This window comes from Microcoleus sp. POL10_C6 (assembly GCF_036701585.1).
GTDB lineage: Bacteria > Cyanobacteriota > Cyanobacteriia > Cyanobacteriales > Microcoleaceae > Microcoleus.
Genome location: NZ_JAUBRB010000043.1, coordinates 1 through 18582 on the forward strand (window position 1 = coordinate 1; position 18582 = coordinate 18582).

General features: G+C 47.2%; 12 protein-coding genes. 5 read left to right on the forward strand and 7 right to left on the reverse strand.

Translation table 11 applies throughout. From position 1 onward, the window contains the following. Positions 1-207 precede the first annotated feature (207 nt). The 3 genes from QUA34_RS21325 to QUA34_RS21335 all read right to left on the reverse strand — a co-directional run bounded on the left by QUA34_RS21325 (position 208) and on the right by QUA34_RS21335 (position 4500). A complete protein-coding gene (locus tag QUA34_RS21325) occupies positions 208-777 on the reverse strand; it encodes an RNA-binding protein (protein WP_333389161.1) in 570 nt (189 codons plus the stop codon). A 986-nt stretch (positions 778-1763) separates the two neighbouring features. Beyond that, entirely contained in the window at positions 1764-1907 is a 144-nt protein-coding gene (locus QUA34_RS21330) for a hypothetical protein (protein ID WP_333389162.1), read from the reverse strand. 22 nt (positions 1908-1929) lie between these two features. After that, positions 1930-4500: a zinc metalloprotease HtpX gene (locus QUA34_RS21335; RefSeq protein ID WP_333389163.1), complete on the reverse strand. Its 2571-nt coding sequence runs from the start codon at positions 4498-4500 to the stop codon at positions 1930-1932. A 265-nt stretch (positions 4501-4765) separates the two neighbouring features. Here QUA34_RS21335 and QUA34_RS21340 point away from each other — a divergent pair, with 265 nt between their 5' ends. Continuing rightward, positions 4766-7702 (forward strand): hypothetical protein, encoded by a 2937-nt coding sequence (locus tag QUA34_RS21340; RefSeq protein ID WP_333389164.1) that lies wholly within the window; start codon positions 4766-4768, stop codon positions 7700-7702. Between the two features lie 235 nt (positions 7703-7937). On the opposite strand, the gene QUA34_RS21345 is transcribed toward QUA34_RS21340, so the two are convergent. Both QUA34_RS21345 and prfC read right to left on the reverse strand, forming a co-directional pair. Then, on the reverse strand, positions 7938-8210 hold the full coding sequence (locus tag QUA34_RS21345; protein WP_333328670.1) for a hypothetical protein: 273 nt from the start codon (positions 8208-8210) through the stop codon (positions 7938-7940). Positions 8211-8755: 545 nt separating this feature from the next. Further along, a complete protein-coding gene (gene prfC, locus QUA34_RS21350; RefSeq protein ID WP_333247360.1) occupies positions 8756-10384 on the reverse strand; it encodes a peptide chain release factor 3 in 1629 nt (542 codons plus the stop codon). 103 nt (positions 10385-10487) lie between these two features. Here prfC and QUA34_RS21355 point away from each other — a divergent pair, with 103 nt between their 5' ends. Then, the gene (locus QUA34_RS21355; protein ID WP_333161840.1) at positions 10488-10832 is read left to right on the forward strand and encodes a DUF4870 domain-containing protein; all 345 of its coding nucleotides are present in this window, start codon (positions 10488-10490) and stop codon (positions 10830-10832) included. Positions 10833-11599: 767 nt separating this feature from the next. Here QUA34_RS21355 and QUA34_RS21360 read toward each other — a convergent pair. Both QUA34_RS21360 and QUA34_RS21365 read right to left on the reverse strand, forming a co-directional pair. Beyond that, the gene (locus QUA34_RS21360; RefSeq protein WP_333389192.1) at positions 11600-11881 is read right to left on the reverse strand and encodes a DUF2127 domain-containing protein; all 282 of its coding nucleotides are present in this window, start codon (positions 11879-11881) and stop codon (positions 11600-11602) included. A gap of 308 nt (positions 11882-12189) precedes the next feature. Further along, complete coding sequence (locus tag QUA34_RS21365) at positions 12190-15189, reverse strand: CBS domain-containing protein (RefSeq protein ID WP_333389165.1); 3000 nt, start codon at positions 15187-15189, stop codon at positions 12190-12192. A gap of 316 nt (positions 15190-15505) precedes the next feature. Between QUA34_RS21365 and psbZ the strand changes: the two genes are divergently transcribed. From psbZ to rimO, 3 genes are all read left to right on the forward strand, one after another. Continuing rightward, positions 15506-15697, forward strand: coding sequence for a photosystem II reaction center protein PsbZ (psbZ, locus tag QUA34_RS21370; protein WP_190735314.1), 192 nt, complete (start codon positions 15506-15508; stop codon positions 15695-15697). A 220-nt stretch (positions 15698-15917) separates the two neighbouring features. Beyond that, positions 15918-16508 (forward strand): 6,7-dimethyl-8-ribityllumazine synthase, encoded by a 591-nt coding sequence (gene ribH / locus QUA34_RS21375; protein WP_333094553.1) that lies wholly within the window; start codon positions 15918-15920, stop codon positions 16506-16508. Between the two features lie 316 nt (positions 16509-16824). Further along, complete coding sequence (gene rimO, locus QUA34_RS21380) at positions 16825-18135, forward strand: 30S ribosomal protein S12 methylthiotransferase RimO (protein WP_333389166.1); 1311 nt, start codon at positions 16825-16827, stop codon at positions 18133-18135. The last annotated feature ends 447 nt before the right edge of the window (positions 18136-18582 follow it).

Sequence of the window (18582 nt, forward strand, 5' to 3'; positions counted from 1 at the left end):
TTGCACTTTACTCTCGATCGCACGCTCTCTTAACCCAGCCCACGTAATATGCGCTCGATATATTCAGCAAGCCCTAGATATTAGAGGTTTTTTACTATAAAAGAGTGCGATCGAGAACAGGGTTTTTTGACCGATTCTCGATCGCACTTCCAGATACATTCAGTCAACCACAGTCGAGAGGCAGCAGCAATTAGCCGCCATTTTCGACTAATTAGTAGTCTGAGCTTCCACCAATCTTTGCTTGAGTTCTTCCAGAGCACTCGCCCAGCGCGGATCTGGCTGCACCGAGCCGGAATCAGGGCTCGACACCGTTGCTGCTGACTGATTGCGGCGAGACTTGTTGTTGTCACCCCGACGGCGATTGCTTTTGCTGGAACCGCCTCCACCTTGGGTAGGAGGAGCCGAAGCAGAGCGCTGCTGTTGCTGGGGCGCAGGCACAGGCATAGGCACAGACGCCGACGCAGACACCAACTGCGGTGACTGCTGCGACTGCTGCTGATCGTCTTCGCCCTTCTCAGATTTACCCTTAGAGCGGGGCAATGCCTTCTCTATTTTCAGCGGGTTTTCTTTAAACATCAAGCCGTTATATTTCTCAATAACTTGGTCGGCTTGTTCGTCGGTTAGCACCGTCACAAAACCGAAGCCTCTGCATTTTCCTGTTTTGCGGTCTGTAATTACCTTGGTGGTAACAGATTCGCCCTCCGGTGCAAAAACTTCTTGCAATTCTAGGCGATCGAGTTCCTTCGGTAGATTGCCAACATAAAGACGAATAGACATGAAAAATTCCTCCAGACTTGGGTTTTAATTAATTTGCTCGAACAGAATTACCTGAAGTCAACTGAATATTTACTTCAGGCAAACACCACATAACCCGAGAATTGGCGCATTCCTCCCACCAACCTTGACAGTTCCCCCCACCTTTTAGAACAAAAAGATGATTTACTCTGATAAGGCCGGAACTTAACCGCCGATGCAGAGAGCTTTTAAATCTCAGGTTGTTGTGTAAACTTTTAGTCATCACTCAAATGTTTAAGCTATTGGCTATTCTGTATTACTTGCTTCCGGTTTTGATTCAGAATGTTTATAGCCAGCGCCGTCTAGAAATTTATGTCCAAGGATGTCAATTGTAAGCGATCGGAATGCCAGTATTCAGTTTAATACAGTGATGGATAAAATGGCTAACATTTTTTCAGCCAGTAATCTTACCTCGATCCTAATCTCGCTCCTAATGCTGAGAACTACTCATTTACCCACTATCCCTTAAATCCGGCCCGGCAGAGTCCGAGCATTCTTTAAAGGTATCACAGCCTTGGTAACAGAGCTAGTTATTTAGGAAGATTTCAGTCTGAATTTAACGGAAACCACATCTGAATCACTTTTGAGAATTCATCCGGCACAGCAAAAATAGCGATCGAAAAAAAACAGCCGACAAGCGGCTGGCTGTACTTGCTGTGTTGGGATGTTGACAATTTTTACGCAATGCCTTAAGGGATTTTAGCCAACTGAAGTTATCGCGCTGTTTGATTCAATCCGATTTATGTAAACTAATGTAACAGATCGCTGGCAAAAAAGCAACTTTTCTTTACAAAGGAAGAGGCAAGAAGGAAGAAGACTGTAGGCATTAGTGTCAACTTAAGGCTGAAACCCCTGAGAAATCTCGCTTTTACCTAAGTCTAGATCCCCCTAAATCCCCCTTAAGAAGGGGGACTTTGAGGATATTTCTTGTCCCCCCCTTATTAAGGGGGGCTAGGGGGGATCGAGCCCTAATCGTCAAACAGCAGACCGGTACTACGTTTGACGTTACGTTGACACCAATCAATAGTAGACAGCGCCACCAGCACCAAGAACATCGCCAATCCCCTGTTTAACTCAACACCGATCGAGGATGCGCGTTGTTGGCGACTCACGCCACAATCGGACAACTATTCCTCACCTTGGGCCCTGGATAATGATGTATGCGCCCCAAATTGCAGCAGCAAAAGCCAAAATCGCAGACCAAATCGGATGTCCGCTGTCACTAACCTTCCCTCCTTGACTGCGGAGACTTTCAAGGTCGATCGCCACAGTAGCACCCCGGCGCAGCCAACCAGTCGCCACAACAGATGTTCCGATCAAATCACTAGGGCGAGTAGTCTCTTTGAACAAAAATGGCCACAAAGAGCCAATGTAGCCAAACCTCGAAACATAGTGCAACCTCACCAAACCCGTCGCCGTTTGCAAAATCAAATCTTGTCCCAGCCAATTACTCATACCCGATCGACCCAAAAGTTGCCCTTCCAGCCGCACCGGTTCAGCATCCAGCGGCAAACTCTCGGGATTTGACAAAATTTCCGGCAAACTCGGCGAAGCGGTTTCTCGCGGTGTAATGTCCGGGAAGAAATAATTGATCCGCATCAAAGTACCGATGCTAAATCCGATCGGCAAACAGCCCCAAAGAATCGATCTATCGCCCCAAAGCCAATCCAACTGCCAAATACTCGTCCTCGAAAAAATCCCCCCAATCAGCCACAGCACCCCGACTATCGCCAAACTCATCGGAATTCCAAAAAACGGCGCACCCTGTAAAAATAGTTTTGAATCTTTAAATTCGAGTATTGACTTAAACAGAGACAATTTTCCTTTCCTGGGTTGTTCTTGCACTCCCGCGTTTGCCAAATCTAACTCTGTCTCTAGCTTCCAGAATTGAGCATAAAGAGCCAACAACTTCAAACGCTCTCCCAGCAAAGGATGCGCGCGGTTAACCGTCAACCAGTTGCGCTCGCGATTGCTGACATCCCACAGCAAAATCTGTTCTAGTGGCGCGTGTAATGCAGCAGAACCAAGGCTTACAGCCTGTCCAACACCTACAGGTAACAATAGATCGAAACTTTCCAGAAAAAAGCTAGTTTGTTTTTGCTGTTCGATATTATCAGCAATGCCGATCGCAATTTTAGCCAGTGCCCGCGTCAAACCGTTAGGATTGCCCGTAATTTCTGCAGCAGTGCGATCGCTAAAATACACCCTGCGGCGCGACAGCCACAACATCGGCCAGCGCAACAACTTATAAATCCCATAACTCGTAGCAGAAATTGCAGCGGCCACAAATTTGACAGCAGAACGCAAAAACTCGATCGTCATTAAATCACACAACCGCTCTTGCCAGTGCGCCACCTGCCAATAAATCAAGTAAGGAATCTGAATCACCAGCAGCGCCAGCGACATCGGCGCAAAATCCCAGTGAGAGATATGGCCCAACTCCCGCGCGAAAATAGTAGCAATTTCATCATCCGTCAACTGTTCCAACAGCCCGCGACTCACAGCAATCCGAGCAAAACGGGGCAAACAGCCGTAACTGAAAGCTACAGGAACATTCAGCGGCAAGAGTTTCAGCACCGGCACCGGCATATTTTGCTTGGTACAATAACTTCGCAATACGCGACTAGCTTCCTTGCTGTGCTTCGATAAAACTGACCCGCGCAGAGTTTCGATGCCGCAAAACAGTTTCAGCAGCGCGTCTATCAGCCAGGGAGACGAGGCCAAAAGCAATCCAAAAACCATCTGAACAAACGGAGTTGGATCGCGGTAAAAAAGCTGAATCGGCGCGAAAATAGGCAGTCTAGTGAATATGTAAAGCTGAACTAATAGAGAATTAGTGTTTGTCAGCAGGAATTGCAGGACAAACCGGGCTAGGAAAAATAGGGCGAGCGCACTTGCAACGGCTTGTATCCGAAACTCCAGCAACTTCAGCGGTTTGAGCGGGCGCGGGCTTTTCGCGCGGCCTGCTTCGCGCCAAGTGAGTTGGTAAATATCTGGGCTGGCGACTCCGGGGATATCTGTTGGGGAACCGGAACTATTTTCGCCGCTAATTTCTGTATCGGGTGCGGTTTCTGTAGGGGCGGTGCCCCCGTGCCCGTTCTCTGATGTCGGGCGAATCGGCGGTGTGGGGGGTGGAGGTGGCGGGGAAATCGGTTGCGATTTAGCGTTTTCTGGCTCTACAGCCTGCTCTAAAGGTAAAAATCCTGTTTTTTTGTCTACGGTAGGTCGATCGCCCCCAAGCGATTTTTTCGGCGATTTAGTTCCGGCATCAAAGGCGACAAAGCCTGTTTCGGGGGGAGTTTCTGCGGATTTTGGTTTATTTTCCGGTGGTTTTGGGGGGCGAGGGGGGGTTAATTCTTTTAAAGCGCGATCGGCCCAAGTTTTGACTTGAGAGTTGGGACTTTTGGCGAGGGAAGAGCACAGGGCGATCGCCTTTTTGACATTACCGGTTGCTTTGTACGCAGCCACTAACCCCATCTGCGCGCGGATTCCCGACGACTGATTGGCGGCGGTTTGGGTAACGGATTCTAAAAGGGCGATCGCGGTGGGGTAATCCTGCTGTTTCAAAGCTGCTAGCCCAGCCTCTAGAGACTTTTTTGCAGATGAATCCGCCGGATTTGGATTAGTGGGAGGTGCCATGACTGTGCTTTCGCTAGCGTCCTTTCTAAGATAGCTTGGGTGGTCGATCGATAGCTGTTCTAACACAGCTCTATTTCTCTGTCATTAGTTGTTGCAATTCATTCGGCGGTTTGAAACCGCAGCTATACAAACCAAGTCCGCCTACGCGGACTATACTACCTCCTGGTTCATTGGGCGATTGAAATCGCCGGTTCAATCATGGTTCTCTTAGTCCGCGTAGGCGGACTTCGTATGTGTAGACGCGATTTCAATCGCCGAGTGAATTGGGTTTGTATAGACGCGATTTCAATCGCCGACTGTATAATTAAATTAACACCTCACCCGCACACTTATGCCAATTGACGACGAAGATTTTGAAAGCGAATCTATTAGCGGCGATCGCAAACTGGAACTTTTTACCGACAGATACGAATTTACCCGCCGATTTGCCTTTTATTTAAACGAAGACCCCGCGCGCCAACAAATTTTGTATTTTTACGGAGATGGAGGCAACGGCAAGTCTTTGCTGCTACAACACTTGCAGTTTCACTGCTGCAAAAGATTTTCGCCGCAGGTGTGGAAACAATTGCACGACATCCCAGAATCACAAGCCGCCCAAGTTGCTGATTTTGTCCGCTATGCTGAACCTAAGACCTACACTCCCATACCCGCAGTCAGACACGATTTCGGATTGATACCGATTAAAGAAGATAAACCGCAAGATAGATTTTACGGCTTGCTGATGCTGCGCCGAAATCTGGCAGCAGCCACTAAGAAATATAAATTTAAATTTCCCAATTATGACTTTGCTTGCTTTTGGTATTTGCTGAACAAAGGCGAATCACAGGCAACTCTCAACCAACTTTTCCCCGATGATGTGGCGGAATTGGTGGTACCTATAATTGAAACTTTTGCAGATTTTCCGGTGGTGGCGCAAGCTGTAGCGGTGCTCAAAGGGATAGATAAATTGGGCGGGATTAAGCGGGCGATGAAATTAATTCAAAATCGCTTGGGCGTCAGCGATGAAAAGGCGGAGGAAATTCGCCGTCTAGATATTGATACTGAGTTAACCGACTATTTGCCGAAATTGTTTGCTGGGGATTTGAATGCGACAATGGCTGGCAAAAATAAACCCGATCGCCTCGTGATGCTGTTCGATACTCACGAGAAAATGTGGGATGAAAAACGCAATTCTCAAGGCGCAACTTTTTGGTATCAAGATGAGTGGTTTCGGCGGTTGTTGAGGGCATTGGATTACAAATTGGGGATTGTAGTTGTTGTGGCGGGGCGAGAGTGTCCGGTGACGCAATTGCGGTGGCCGAATGCGTCAAGGTTTCCGATTCCCGCAGATTATATAGATGCACAATTGGTGTGGCATTTGTCGCCGGATGATGCGAGGGATTACTTGCACAAAGTGAAGATTGACAAGGCAGATTTGGCAGATGCTGTAATTAAATATGCCAGCGTCAATCCCGCTGATAATTGGGAGAATTTGCAGGTACATCCGTTTTATTTGGGTTTGTGCGCGGATGCGGTGCTGGCAGAAAGAAGGCGGGGAATTGAGTTGATTTCGTCGGATTTTGCGCGAATTCCGAAGTTGGAAAACAAGACTGCGGAATTAACAGATCGGTTGCTGAGTTATGTGGATCGTGAAGTGCGATATGCCGTGCATTCGCTGAGTGCTAGCCGCGCTTTTGATGATGATTTGTACGTAAAATTGGGAGCTGGTTGCCACTTCCAGGCAAGCAGTGCAAATTTTGAGATGTTGACGGGTTTTTCCTTTGTGTGGAAATCGCAGAAGCGGGGGGATAACTGGTATCGGATTCACGATTTATTGCGGCGTTTGGATGCCGATCGGGATAATCCGAAAACTCGCAAAGCTCATGAAATTTTAGAGCAGCATTACCGAGAAGTGGGGAATCCGGCGGAGGCAATTTTTCATGCTAATCGCTTGGATTGGCAGCGGGGTGTAGAAGAATGGAAAGAGGTGTTTGATGAAGCTTTGAGAAAGAGTCGCTATAAGGAATGCGAGGCGCTGCTGGAAGTTAGAGATGAGTTGTGGATTAAAAGTGATTATTGGCTTGGTAGAGTTTCGCGATCGGAGGGAAATTACTATGCTTGGTTAGCTCGATATGTAGAGGCAAGACAGGAATATTTAGAGGCAGTTGCAGCCTATAATTCTGCTTTACTTCTTGCACCGGATGATATCAATGCTCTCAACAACAAAGGGAATGCGCTGCAAAGTCTGGGTGATTTGCAAGCAAAGCTAAGTGAATTTGAGGCGGCCAAACAGTCTTACTTTGATGCGATCGCTGCCTTGAATTCTGCTTTACTTATTGTACCAGATGATATCGACGTTTTCAAGAACAAAGGGATTTCGCTGAAATGTCTGGGTAATTTACAGGCACAGCTAAGTGAATTTGAGGCTGCAAAACAGTCTTACTCAGAGGCAATCGCAGCCTATAATTCTGCTTTACTTATTGCACCAGATTATATCAATGCTCTCAACAACAAAGGGAATGCGCTGCGAGGTCTGGGTGATTTGCAAGCACGGCTAAGTGAATTTGAGGCTGCAAAACAGTCTTACTTTGAGGCGATCGCTGCCTTGAATTCTGCTTTACTTATTGCACCGGATGCTATCTGTGTTCTCAACAACAAAGCGAATGCGCTGCGAGGTCTCGGTGAATTACAAGCACAGCTAAGTGAATTTGAGGCTGCAAAACAGTCTTACTTTGAGGCGATCGCTGCCTGTAATTCTTCTTTACTTATTGCACCGGATGATATCTGTGCTCCCAACAACAAAGGGAAGGCGCTGTTAAGTCTGGGTGATTTGCAAGCAAAGCTAAGTGAATTTGAGGGGGCAAAACAGTCTTACTTTGAGGCGATCGCTGCCTTGAATTCTGTTTTACTTATTGCACCGGACGATATCGGTGTTCTCAACAACAAAGGGATTGCGCTGCGAGGTCTGGGTGAATTGCAAGCACAGCTAAGTGAATTTGAGGCGGCAAAACAGTCTTACTTTGAGGCGATCGCTGCCTTGAATTCTGTGTTACTTATTGCACCGGATTTTATCGCTGCTCTCAACAACAAAGGGAATGCGCTGCGATGTCTGGGTGATTTGCAAGAAAAATTATCTGAGAGACAGGAAGCACTCAAGAATTGGCAAGAGGCGCTGGAAATGTTCGATCGCTCTTTAGCCATTGCTCCTAATCGCGATTGGACTCGCAATAGCCGCGATTGGCTGCAAGAATTTATCGATAATTTGGGTGAGGATACTGTCAGCAGTTAGCTCGATCGAAATGAGTAAAGACGCGGCATTCATTCCCTGCCTTAAACCGACAGCCCGCCAGGGAATGAATTCCCTGGCTAATAGCAAAAGTCCTCTAAAGAGGACTAATGAATTCTTCAGTCCTCTTCAGAGGACTTTTGCTTTGAGGCAGGGGTTTCAAACCCTGCCGGACTGCCGGACTCAGGGACAGAGTGTTAAAAGCCCGCCCTCGAATTTAGCTATTTAACCTTGCGGCTTACCGCCCAGATTTTCTCGGCGATGTACTGTCAGCCGATCGCGAACGACGGATCAGCACGCTCATCACCTGCTTCGGATTAGCGGCACGCTGTACGGGACTCCAATCGCCCACTTCTGCAAATCCCAGTCGGTACAAAGTGAGTATGGTTTCCCTGACGCCTTTGGGCGAACCGACAACCGTTAACAGCACCACTTCCTGTTCGCATACTGCTGCTGAGTCGTCATTTGGGCGATCGGATTTGTTGTCGTCAGGCACGAATTCCTGTGACATAATATGTTCTCCTGGTTTTGGGTTTTCTAGAAAAACCCAAAAACCCAGCCGCCCCGCATTTCAACACATAGCAGGGCGGCTACAGAGGATGTTAAGATACTCCGTTAGCCTCCAGACTGCTTGTACCAGTTTGGCGGTTATGCTGTCCATTGCTGCTACCAACAGCTTTGGGCAGTGCAACTAGATTTTTGGGCGACGCGGGCTGCCTCCTCTACAAGCAAGCAACCTCTCACTTCAAAGCGTAGCCGCAGAGGGGGGCCGCCGTCAACCGATTTTAGATTTTGGATTTTGGATTGAAGAGGGGGATTGGGAGATTTTGGGCGATCGGGCTGAAGATTTAGATTTGACGCACCTTACTCGATTAAGCACGCGGCATTGAGCACGCGGCAGTGTCGTTTCTCTACAACTCCTACAATAAATATCATTTGTAGGGACACAACACTGTTGTGTCCTTTGGCTGCGGTAATCAGGGTTTTTTGTTAATAACAATCCCGATTTTTTGGAGGAAACGACAATGCCGTTTCCCTACAAACAAATTATCCCTCTCACTCCTCGCTAACAGCTAAACCAGAAACCACAGGGGCGATCGCATTTAACTTCAACACAGGATGCTCCCCTTCCACCTGTCGGCAATTCCAGTCATTTCTAAACAGCAAAACCGGCCTTCCCCAAGTATCTTTCACCGTCACCGTATTAAATAGCCGCCCAACTTTTTCCAGCGCCTCCCAACCGCCGTCAACCCAACGAGCTACACTGTAAGGCAACATATCGATCGTCGTTTCCACGTTATATTCCGACTGCATTCTGAACTGCACAACTTCAAATTGCAACTGTCCGACAGCAGCCAAAATTGGCTCGCGTTTCGACTCATCAACCGAGTACATAATTTGCACTGCGCCTTCTTCCTGCAACTCCGAAACGCCTTTGCGGAACTGCTTAAACTTAGAAGGATTGGGATTTCTCAAAAAAGCAAAAAGTTCAGGAGAAAAACAGGGAATCCCTTCATATTCCAGTTTTTGACCGGTGTAAATAGTATCGCCGATCGCAAATACCCCCGGATTGTTCAAACCGATCACATCGCCGGGATACGCAACCTCGATCGACTCCCGATCCTGAGCAAATAACTTTTGAGGCCTTGACAAACGCACCGTTTTACCACTGCGAGCGTGAGTCACGTTCATGTCCTTTTCAAATTTGCCCGTACAAACCCGAATAAACGCCACGCGATCGCGATGTCTTGGGTCCATATTCGCTTGCAATTTGAACACAAACCCGGTAAAATCTTCATAAGTTGGTGGCAAGTCTCCGGCGCTGCTCTTGCGGGCGATCGGCTTCATAGCGTAATCTAAAAACGCATCTAAAAACAGTTCGACCCCAAAATTGCTCATGGCGCTGCCAAAGAAAACTGGCGTCATTTTTCCAGCCCGAACCAAGTCTAAATCGAGTTCAGTGCCTAACTCATCCAGCAGTTCTAACTCTTCTTTGAGCTGATAGTAAAGGTCTTGTTCCAACAAATCTTCAATGCGCGGATCGCCCAATTCGATGACGGTATCAACAGCAGCACGAGAACCGTGTTTAGCCCGCTCGAATAAGTGAATTTTGCGCGCCCTGCGATCGAAAACACCTTTAAAGCGATCGCCCGTACCTATTGGCCAATTTACCGGATAAGTCTGCAACCCCAATTCCTTCTCAATTTCGTCCAACAAATCCAAAGGTTCTCGACTAGGGCGATCGAGCTTATTAAAGAAAGTAAAAATAGGCAAACTTCGCAGCTTACAAACTTCAAATAACTTCCGAGTTTGCGGTTCCAAACCCTTAGCAGCATCCTCAAGCATCACTGCATTGTCAGCCGCCGCCAGAGTTCGATAAGTATCTTCGCTAAAATCTTGGTGTCCCGGAGTATCGAGCAGATTAATGTGATATTTTTTATACTCAAACTGCAAAACAGTAGAAGTAATAGAAATTCCCCGCTGCTGTTCCATCGCCATCCAGTCAGATGTAGCGTGTCGCTGAGCCCGCCGCGCTTTCACAGAACCTGCTTCGTGAATTGCACCTCCGTACAGCAGCAGCTTTTCTGTCAAAGTAGTTTTACCCGCGTCGGGGTGCGAGATAATAGCAAAGTTGCGCCGGCGCTCAACAGCAGTTAGCAGTTCAGTTTCGAGTTCTGTTGTCATCACAAATTAGGTAGGGGAATCATCACCCGATCGCCATTATAGCCTGTGCTACAGTTGCTATTAAAGGTAAAATTATCAGTAAAGTCAAGGGAAGAAAACTAATATGTACGATTCCGACAAGCGGAAGCTGCTATCACTGGTGTGCCACGGGGCGATTTTTTTTAGTACGTTACTGTTCTCGATCGGAGCGCCGATCGCTGTATTGTTAGTATCAGATGACCCCGTTGTCAAAGAAAATGCCACAGAAGCGATCAATTTTCACCTTAATGTATGGGTGTACAGCGCCGTAATTGTGGCGTTAACTGTCGTCACTTTCGGTCTTGCTGGTTTTATCTTAGTGCCCCTCGGTTATTTGCTGCACTGGGGACTGACAATAATGGCTATCCTCCACGTTTTGCAAAATCCTAACCAACCTTACCGCTACCCTTTTATTTTCCGAATAGTTTAGACAGCAAATCGCGCTTCACCATTGATTTCTACAACCCGATTTCTTTAACCAGAAACCGGGTTTTTAATTGTTTTCTAACTCACAATGGTGCAACATCTCTGTTTAAACTTACATCTTGCACCATTGTCAAGAAGAACAGGCTTTCCGGCCTGTTCCACAATAAAATTCATCTCTTGTGGAACAGGCCGGAAAGCCTGTTCCTAAACAAGTAATTGAAAATCGTGCAACATCTCAGTTTAAATGAATGTGGGTAGCTCGGTAAGTGATGCCGAAACCTCATCTGCCTAAAGTCGCAATGGTATCTTCACCCTATTGCAGGGCTATTGCTGAGGCTAAGTTCATATTCAGTTGATGCAGTTTCCCACACTATGCTACCGCCTTTGGGTTATTTCGCAGAGTTAAGGCGGATGTTCGATCGCTCCGAACCATCGTTTTTGCTTTAGCTGTGCTATTTTTGCATCTGGCGATCGTTTTAGGCAAATGTTCCACCAATTCTATCTCTACCAGGTGTCTTAAAACTTAATATAATATTTTTCCAATAAAAATCCCGCTCTTGTGGAACGGGAAAGCCATCAGGGTGCATCTATATATATGTCAGTATAACTCATAGGGGGTATAACCCCTCGTAGCTTTATCGAATCTTTACAATCACAAAATTTTTGTAAAGATTGAGGTTTTTATTTGACTGATCAGCCGTTTTATGAAATTAAAAGGGAAAATGCTGACATTTATAAAATCCAGTGAGTTTCCTCTGAATAATCAAAACTTTAAGCTCCTTTACCATGCTTCGGCCAATGGTGGAGCAAATATCCTAAGATGGCTACATTTGTGATAAATACCGCTAACTTAAGTACCGTGACCCCGTGAACTAATTCATATATTTCAGGGGGGATACTGATGCTTACCAGCACTAAAACTAAGATTGTTGCCCAGTCTTTTTCGTACCACAAACCAACGGCTTCAACAGCAGTTAAAACTGCATAAAGTGCTGCGACAAGTCCGCTAAACAGTAAGTTTTTAGGCTGAATAAGTAGAAGTTTATCTACGATGAATTCAAGAACTTTTAGTTGGCTTTATAACAAATAAGATTGCGAAAAATCTTCTAATACTTGATAATTTTTTATGCAAAAAGCAAAGCAATCGAAGTTACTGTCAAGAGGGAAGCCACAAATGTTTTGTAAAGGACAATTGCGATTAAAGCAGGAGCGTGATGTTTCTTCACCTTAATTCTAGAAATATCAATAATGTGCGATCGCCTGGTTAGGCTGTTTGGGATTGAAAACTCAAAATTTAGTAGAGTGCATCAGCAATTAGCTAATCAATTAGAGAAAAAATAACGCGCTGCTGACGCACCTTACTAAGCTTGAGGATAACGTTGTGCCAAGAAAGAGATAGCAGCAGCCCGATCGCCCAAATCGCCATCCAACCTCGCCGCCAACAAATCATCCAACATTCGTTTAAACCCAGGCCCCGGCTTATAACCCAAAGCCTTCAAATCGTTGCCATTCAAAGGCGGCTCAACATTCGCCCATTTGGTGAGATATTCCCAGATTTGGCGGCGGGCACTTCGCGGACTTTGCAGCGCGATCGCAATTAACACCGGCAACTCATAATTTTTCAACAGCAGCACCAATTGACTCGGCAACTCGCACTTAGGCAAATTCTCTGCTAACTGATTCTTTCCGGCTTCCAAAACTTCCAACCGCTTAATGCTGTCAGCAGGTAACTGAAGATTTGCAGCCACCTTGCCGCGATATTCCGGTGCTAAATAAGCTATCAAAACTTCCAGCCGCATCTGCCAATCGGGAATATTGATAATCGGGAATGGGGAATTGGGCATGGGGAATTGGGCATCGGGAATTGGGCATCGGGAATTGTCTCTTCCTTCTTCCTCCTTCCTTCTTTCTTTTTCCTCCTTCCTTCTTCCTTTTTCCTTCTTCCTGACATCCGTTACATCCGTTACAGAATCCGTTGCCGAACTTCCTTCTTCCTTCTTCCTTCTTCCTTTTTCCTTCTTCCTGACATCTGTTACATCCGTTACAGAACCCGTTGCCGAACCTTCCTTCTTCCTTCCATTCAAACACCGATCGAGCAAACGCAGTTGCCGCCACAACTCCCGATCCAACTCCAAACTAGGATGAATGCAGCGCAAAGCCTGCAAATCTCCCAGCATTTGCAAAGCAACTTTCCAATAAGGAGCTTGCAAAATGTATTTCAATTCACTTTTGAGCCGAGTTTCCAAAGCCGGAGCTCGGCCGTTTTCCCCCTGAATTCGGTAATAAATCCCGCTGGCCAAAGCGTTGCGGATGTATCCTTCCGTCTGTGGCTCAATTTCAAATCCCAACCGCACCGCAAACCGCACAGCGCGATAAATTCGCGTGGGATCTTCTATAAAACTATTGGCGTGCAAAACTCGAATTTGCTTCGATTCCAAGTCCAGCAAACCGCAAAAAAAATCTAATAATTCGCCACTGCGAGGAACACCCAACCGCACAGCCAGCGCATTAATTGTAAAATCCCTGCGGTACAAATCTTGGCGAATTGAACTCGCTTCAACTTCAGGATTTGCAGCCGGATAAGGATAAAATTCAGTACGAGCCGTAGCGATATCCACCCACAGCGAGCCGAAAGCAGAGTCTTTGTGCCACAAAAGCGCGGCGGTTTGAAATTGACCGTGAACGTCCAAACGCGATTCGGGGTAAAGTTTTTGCAGCGATGAAGCTAACTCGACACCAGCACCGGAATCGTCGGAACCGCACTTTCCATCCACAACCAAATCGATATCTGTTAGCGCCAGTGTATCATCCGTGGCTAAGAGTAAATCCCGGACTGCTCCACCCACAATATAAAGTTGCCAGCCGCGGTTTTGGGCAATATTGGCGGCGATCGACAATAACTGCCATAATTCGGGACTGATGCGCGATCGCAACAACTGCTCAACCGATTCGGGTACGGCACAATTAGAAAATTCTGCATTGCTTCCCCTGTCTCGCGCTTTTTGCTGGTGCAATTCGCGCAACACATCAGTCCGGGTAACAATTCCCACCAGTTGACCGTTTTCCAATACTGGCAAGCGTCCGATATCGTATGTCACCATTAAAGATTCAATTTCCGGCAGCAAGGTATCTGGGGCGATCGTTTTTAACTGCCAAGTCATGTAACCCTTCACCGGGGCGTGACTGAAACCGTGGTGCAGGGCAATGTCAATGTCGCGGCGCGAGATAATGCCAGCAAGTCGATCGTCTGCATCGACCACACAAAGCCCGGAATGTCCGTAACGTAGGAGGATACGGTGAGCTTCGCCCACCGAGGTTTCCGGGCGAATACTCCGCACTGGAGACGACATTAATTCGCGGGCTGTCGGAGGGTGGGGAATTTGAGCTTTGAGTTCGTCAGCTAACTGATTTAAAGTCAGCAGGGGGTCAACATCGCGGGTGGCGAGGGAAGCAGCGCCGGCGTGGCCTCCGCCGCCGAGGGGTTTGAACAATTCGCTGAGGTTTGTGCCTTCGATGCGCGATCGACCGATAATAGTTAATCGATTGGAAACTGGCGATTCGGGATCGATGTTGCGGTTGTTTTCGTTTTCGCTAAATTTATAAACATTACCTAACAGCAGAGCATCGGTTTCAGTCAAATCGAGCAAGCGAGAAGCCAGGGAAGAAAGCCCCGGAACGTAGGATTCGGTAGATAGCAGCACCCAGGCTATGCTGTAACCGTGCAAAGTTTCCGATCGCAAATTATTCAGCGCTTCTCTCAGCAAATCTTGCAATTGAGGAGACAAACCGGGTTCTACATATTCAGCTATTACCCCCAAACTCGCTCCTTGTTCCATCAACCAGGCCAAAGCTATTGCATCTCGCGCAGTTGCCCCCTCAAAGGTGAGGGAACCTGTATCGACGTGGATGCCGAGGGCCATGACTGTTGCTTCCGAAGGGAGAAGGCGGAATGGTGTGTCGCTCTTTTCTGCTTGATTTTTGAGCTTTTCGACAATTAATGTCGTGCTGGCTCCGACTGCTTCGATCTGCGTCACTGTAGCGGCGATGTCGGAATGCGCCTCTAGGTGGTGGTCGAAAACAGCAATTTCGCTTACTTGTGGCAAATCCAGCCACTCGGCGGCTTTTCCCAAGCGATCGCGCTGGGAGGTATCAACTATAGTAATCGATCGAATTCGTTGGGGATTGACCGATCGGCGTTCAATCAGCGGGTACTCGTCGCGGTGTAGCGCCAAAAAATCCCGCACTGTCGGATGACACCCGCCCGTCAATACGATCCTGCTACCGGGGCGCAGCACGCAAAGTCCCACCGCCGCCCCCAAGGCGTCAAAATCTGCTGTTGTGTGGCACAAAACTAAGTCCATAGCCGAAAATCCCGCATCTCTAACTCAAACAGTAGCAATTTCTCGCCCTCTGAAACCGGATGTGTCGATCGGGCTTTAAGTTAACCTTTCCAGTTTTCTGTGCTGTAGCGAACAATGATAAAATTGATAAAAATCTTAAGAGCCGCTGACGCCTGTTCGCGCAACGCCCGAATTTGCCTGGGTTCTTTCGTATCAATCAACCGACAATTTCTCGATCGACTATCGGGAAACTGTCAAAAACTAGAATTTGGAAGATTTTTTTCGGTTCTGGGAAACTATTTCCGATCAACGCACGGTTATATCGAAAGGAGAAAAGATGTTATCAATTCTGTTTCAAGTGGTTTTACTGGGTCTGGTACTGCTGTCTTTTGTGATGGTCGTTGGCGTGCCAGTTGCTTATGCCTCTCCCCAAAACTGGAATCAGTCTAAATCCCTGATTTATGTCGGGTCGGGTCTCTGGTTTTTGCTGGTTATTGCAGTGGGTGTATTGAACTTTTTAGTCGTTTAATTTCACCCAAGTCTATCGAATCAAGAAGGTAAAAGATAGAAGGCGGAAGGCATTCACCAGTGATTGAAAGGCATTCGGCAGAAGCTAGGAATTTTCCAGACCGCGCGACCCTGTATGTTTTTGCACTTGAGATTCAGATGAGATGCTGCTGCTTTCTGACTTTTGCCTTCTCACAAACAAAAATCTAAAATCTAAAACCTAAAATCTAAACTAGAGCACTATGACTGTTTTCGAGGGAACTTTTACTCACACCGAATCTTTGCGATTTGCTATTGTCATCGGTCGTTTTAACGATTTGGTGGTTAACAAACTTTTGGAGGGATGTCAAGATTGTTTGAAACGCCACGGGGTTGATATTAATCCTCATGGCTCTCAAGTGGACTTTTTTTGGGTTCCGGGAAGTTTTGAGATTCCTTTGGTGGCGCGCCAAGCTGCTCTTTCTCACCGCTACGATGCGGTAATTTGTCTGGGTGCGGTAATTCGGGGCCAAACTCCTCATTTTGATTTTGTGGCTGGTGAGGTTGCTAAGGGAATTGCTGCTGCTGCTTTTCAGACAGGGGTGCCGGTGATTTTTGGGGTGGTGACGACTGACACGATGCAGCAAGCTTTGGAAAGGGCTGGAATTAAAAGCAATTTGGGCTGGAATTATGCGATGAGTGCTTTGGAAATGGGCACTTTGATGCGCCAAGTTAAGGGTTTGGGAACACACTCTTACGGTCACTTAGCTAGTGGATCTGCTGCTCAAGTGCTTTCGGGCGAAGCCAATCTGGCGATCGCCCCTGATGTATCATCGGATCAAATCCCCTCGTAAGTTCGGCTAAGCTGTTGTGGCATTTATATTCTATGTCAAAAAACAATAAAACTATTGTGGGGCGGGCGGGACGCCCACCCAGAATATGCAATTTAAATGCGCGACAGCTTAGCAGTAGTTTTAAGCTCAAAAAACATCAAGATTTGCATCGGGAAAAATCTTAAGACTCTTGTGGGGTGGTAATTATGCCCGCCCCCAAGGTAAAAGTTCCACTGGTCGCAGCCGATCGACAAATTAGACCAATATCTTGCCAATTGGCAATGAGTGTGATATCATAAAATGTTCTTAGAAATAGCGCAACACTAACTATTACTGCATGGCAACGAAGCCAACGATCGCATTTACTCACCTCGGCTGCGAAAAAAATCGCATCGATACCGAACACATGATTGGCTTGCTGGCTCAAGCGGGCTATCAAGTGGATTCTAATGAAGAATTAGCTGATTATGTTGTAGTCAATACTTGTAGTTTTATCCAAGCTGCGCGAGAAGAGTCAGTTCGCACCTTGGTAGAATTGGCAGAAGCTAATAAAAAAGTAGTGATCACGGGCTGCATGGCACAGCATTTTCAGCAGGAATTGCTGGACGAATTGCCCGAAGCAGTCGCAATTGTCGGCACTGGTGACTATCACAAAATAGTCAATGTTATGCAGCAGGTGGAAAAGGGCGATCGAGTTTCCCTCGTCTCTTCAGAACCTACTTACATCGCTGACGAAACTACTCCCCGTTACCGCACGACATCGGAAGGTGTCGCTTATCTGCGAATAGCAGAAGGCTGTGACTACCGCTGTGCATTTTGCATTATCCCGCACTTGCGCGGAAATCAACGATCGCGGACGATCGAATCTATCGTCGCCGAAGCTAAGCAATTAGCCTCCGAAGGGGTAAAGGAAATTATCTTAATTTCTCAAATTACCACCAACTACGGCAAAGATATTTATGGCGAACCGAAACTAGCCGAACTACTGCGCGCTTTGGGCGAAGTAGATGTACCTTGGATTCGGATGCACTACGCCTATCCTACAGGTTTGACTCCGCAAGTTGTGGCAGCCATCCGCGAAACACCCAACGTTTTGCCGTATTTGGATTTACCCCTGCAACACTCGCACCCGGAAATTCTGCGGGCGATGAATCGGCCTTTTCAAGCTGGGATTAATGATGCTATAGTCGATCGGCTCAAAGCAGCACTTCCCGGCGCTGTGATGCGGACAACTTTTATTGTTGGCTTCCCCGGCGAAACCGACGAACACGCATCACACTTGCTGGAATTTGTCAAGCGCCACGAATTCGATCACGTAGGAGTTTTTGTATTTTCGCCAGAAGAAGGAACCCCAGCCTTCAGCTTGCCCCAGCAAATACCTGCAGAAATAATGGAAATGCGGCGAAATTCGGTAATGGCGGCACAACAACCTATATCATTGAAGAAGAATCAAGAGTCTGTCGGTCAGGTAGTTGATGTCCTGATAGAACAAGAACAACCAGAGACAGGCGAGTTGATTGGTAGATCCGCTCGGTTTTCCCCAGAAGTAGATGGACTCGTCTATGTCACAGGAGAAGCGCGGCTGGGTTCAATCGTATCTGTGAAAATTACTGGTGCAGATGTCTACGACCTCTACGGTCAAGTGTAAGTATTGCTGGAACTGTCGCGATCGGCGGTGCGGCGAACAAAAACCGGACACGAGCCAAAAATGATTAGCGGATTGTGCAACAAAAGTAACGGTTAGTACACAATTGTGCAAAGATATGTAGCAAAGGGGTTATAAACTTTTTTAGCCCCTCTCTGGCAATCGACCCTCCCCGTCGGGGTGCGGTAATCTCTACAGAACATCGGAAAATTTTAACGAATTTAATGTTTTGTTTCTGAATGTAAAGAGTTATGATGATAACAAGCCAGAAATAAGCGGGGATAATTTGAGATTGCTTCGCCGTCCGCCCTACACCACAACGGTATCCCGAAAGAGTGTTGAGATGGATAGGCGGTAACGGTCGCCCCATCCCCCGCTCAATCCCGCAGGCGACGGATTGCGGGATAGCGCCTGAACCAAACAACCTGTTACTACATGAGTAGTGAAGTG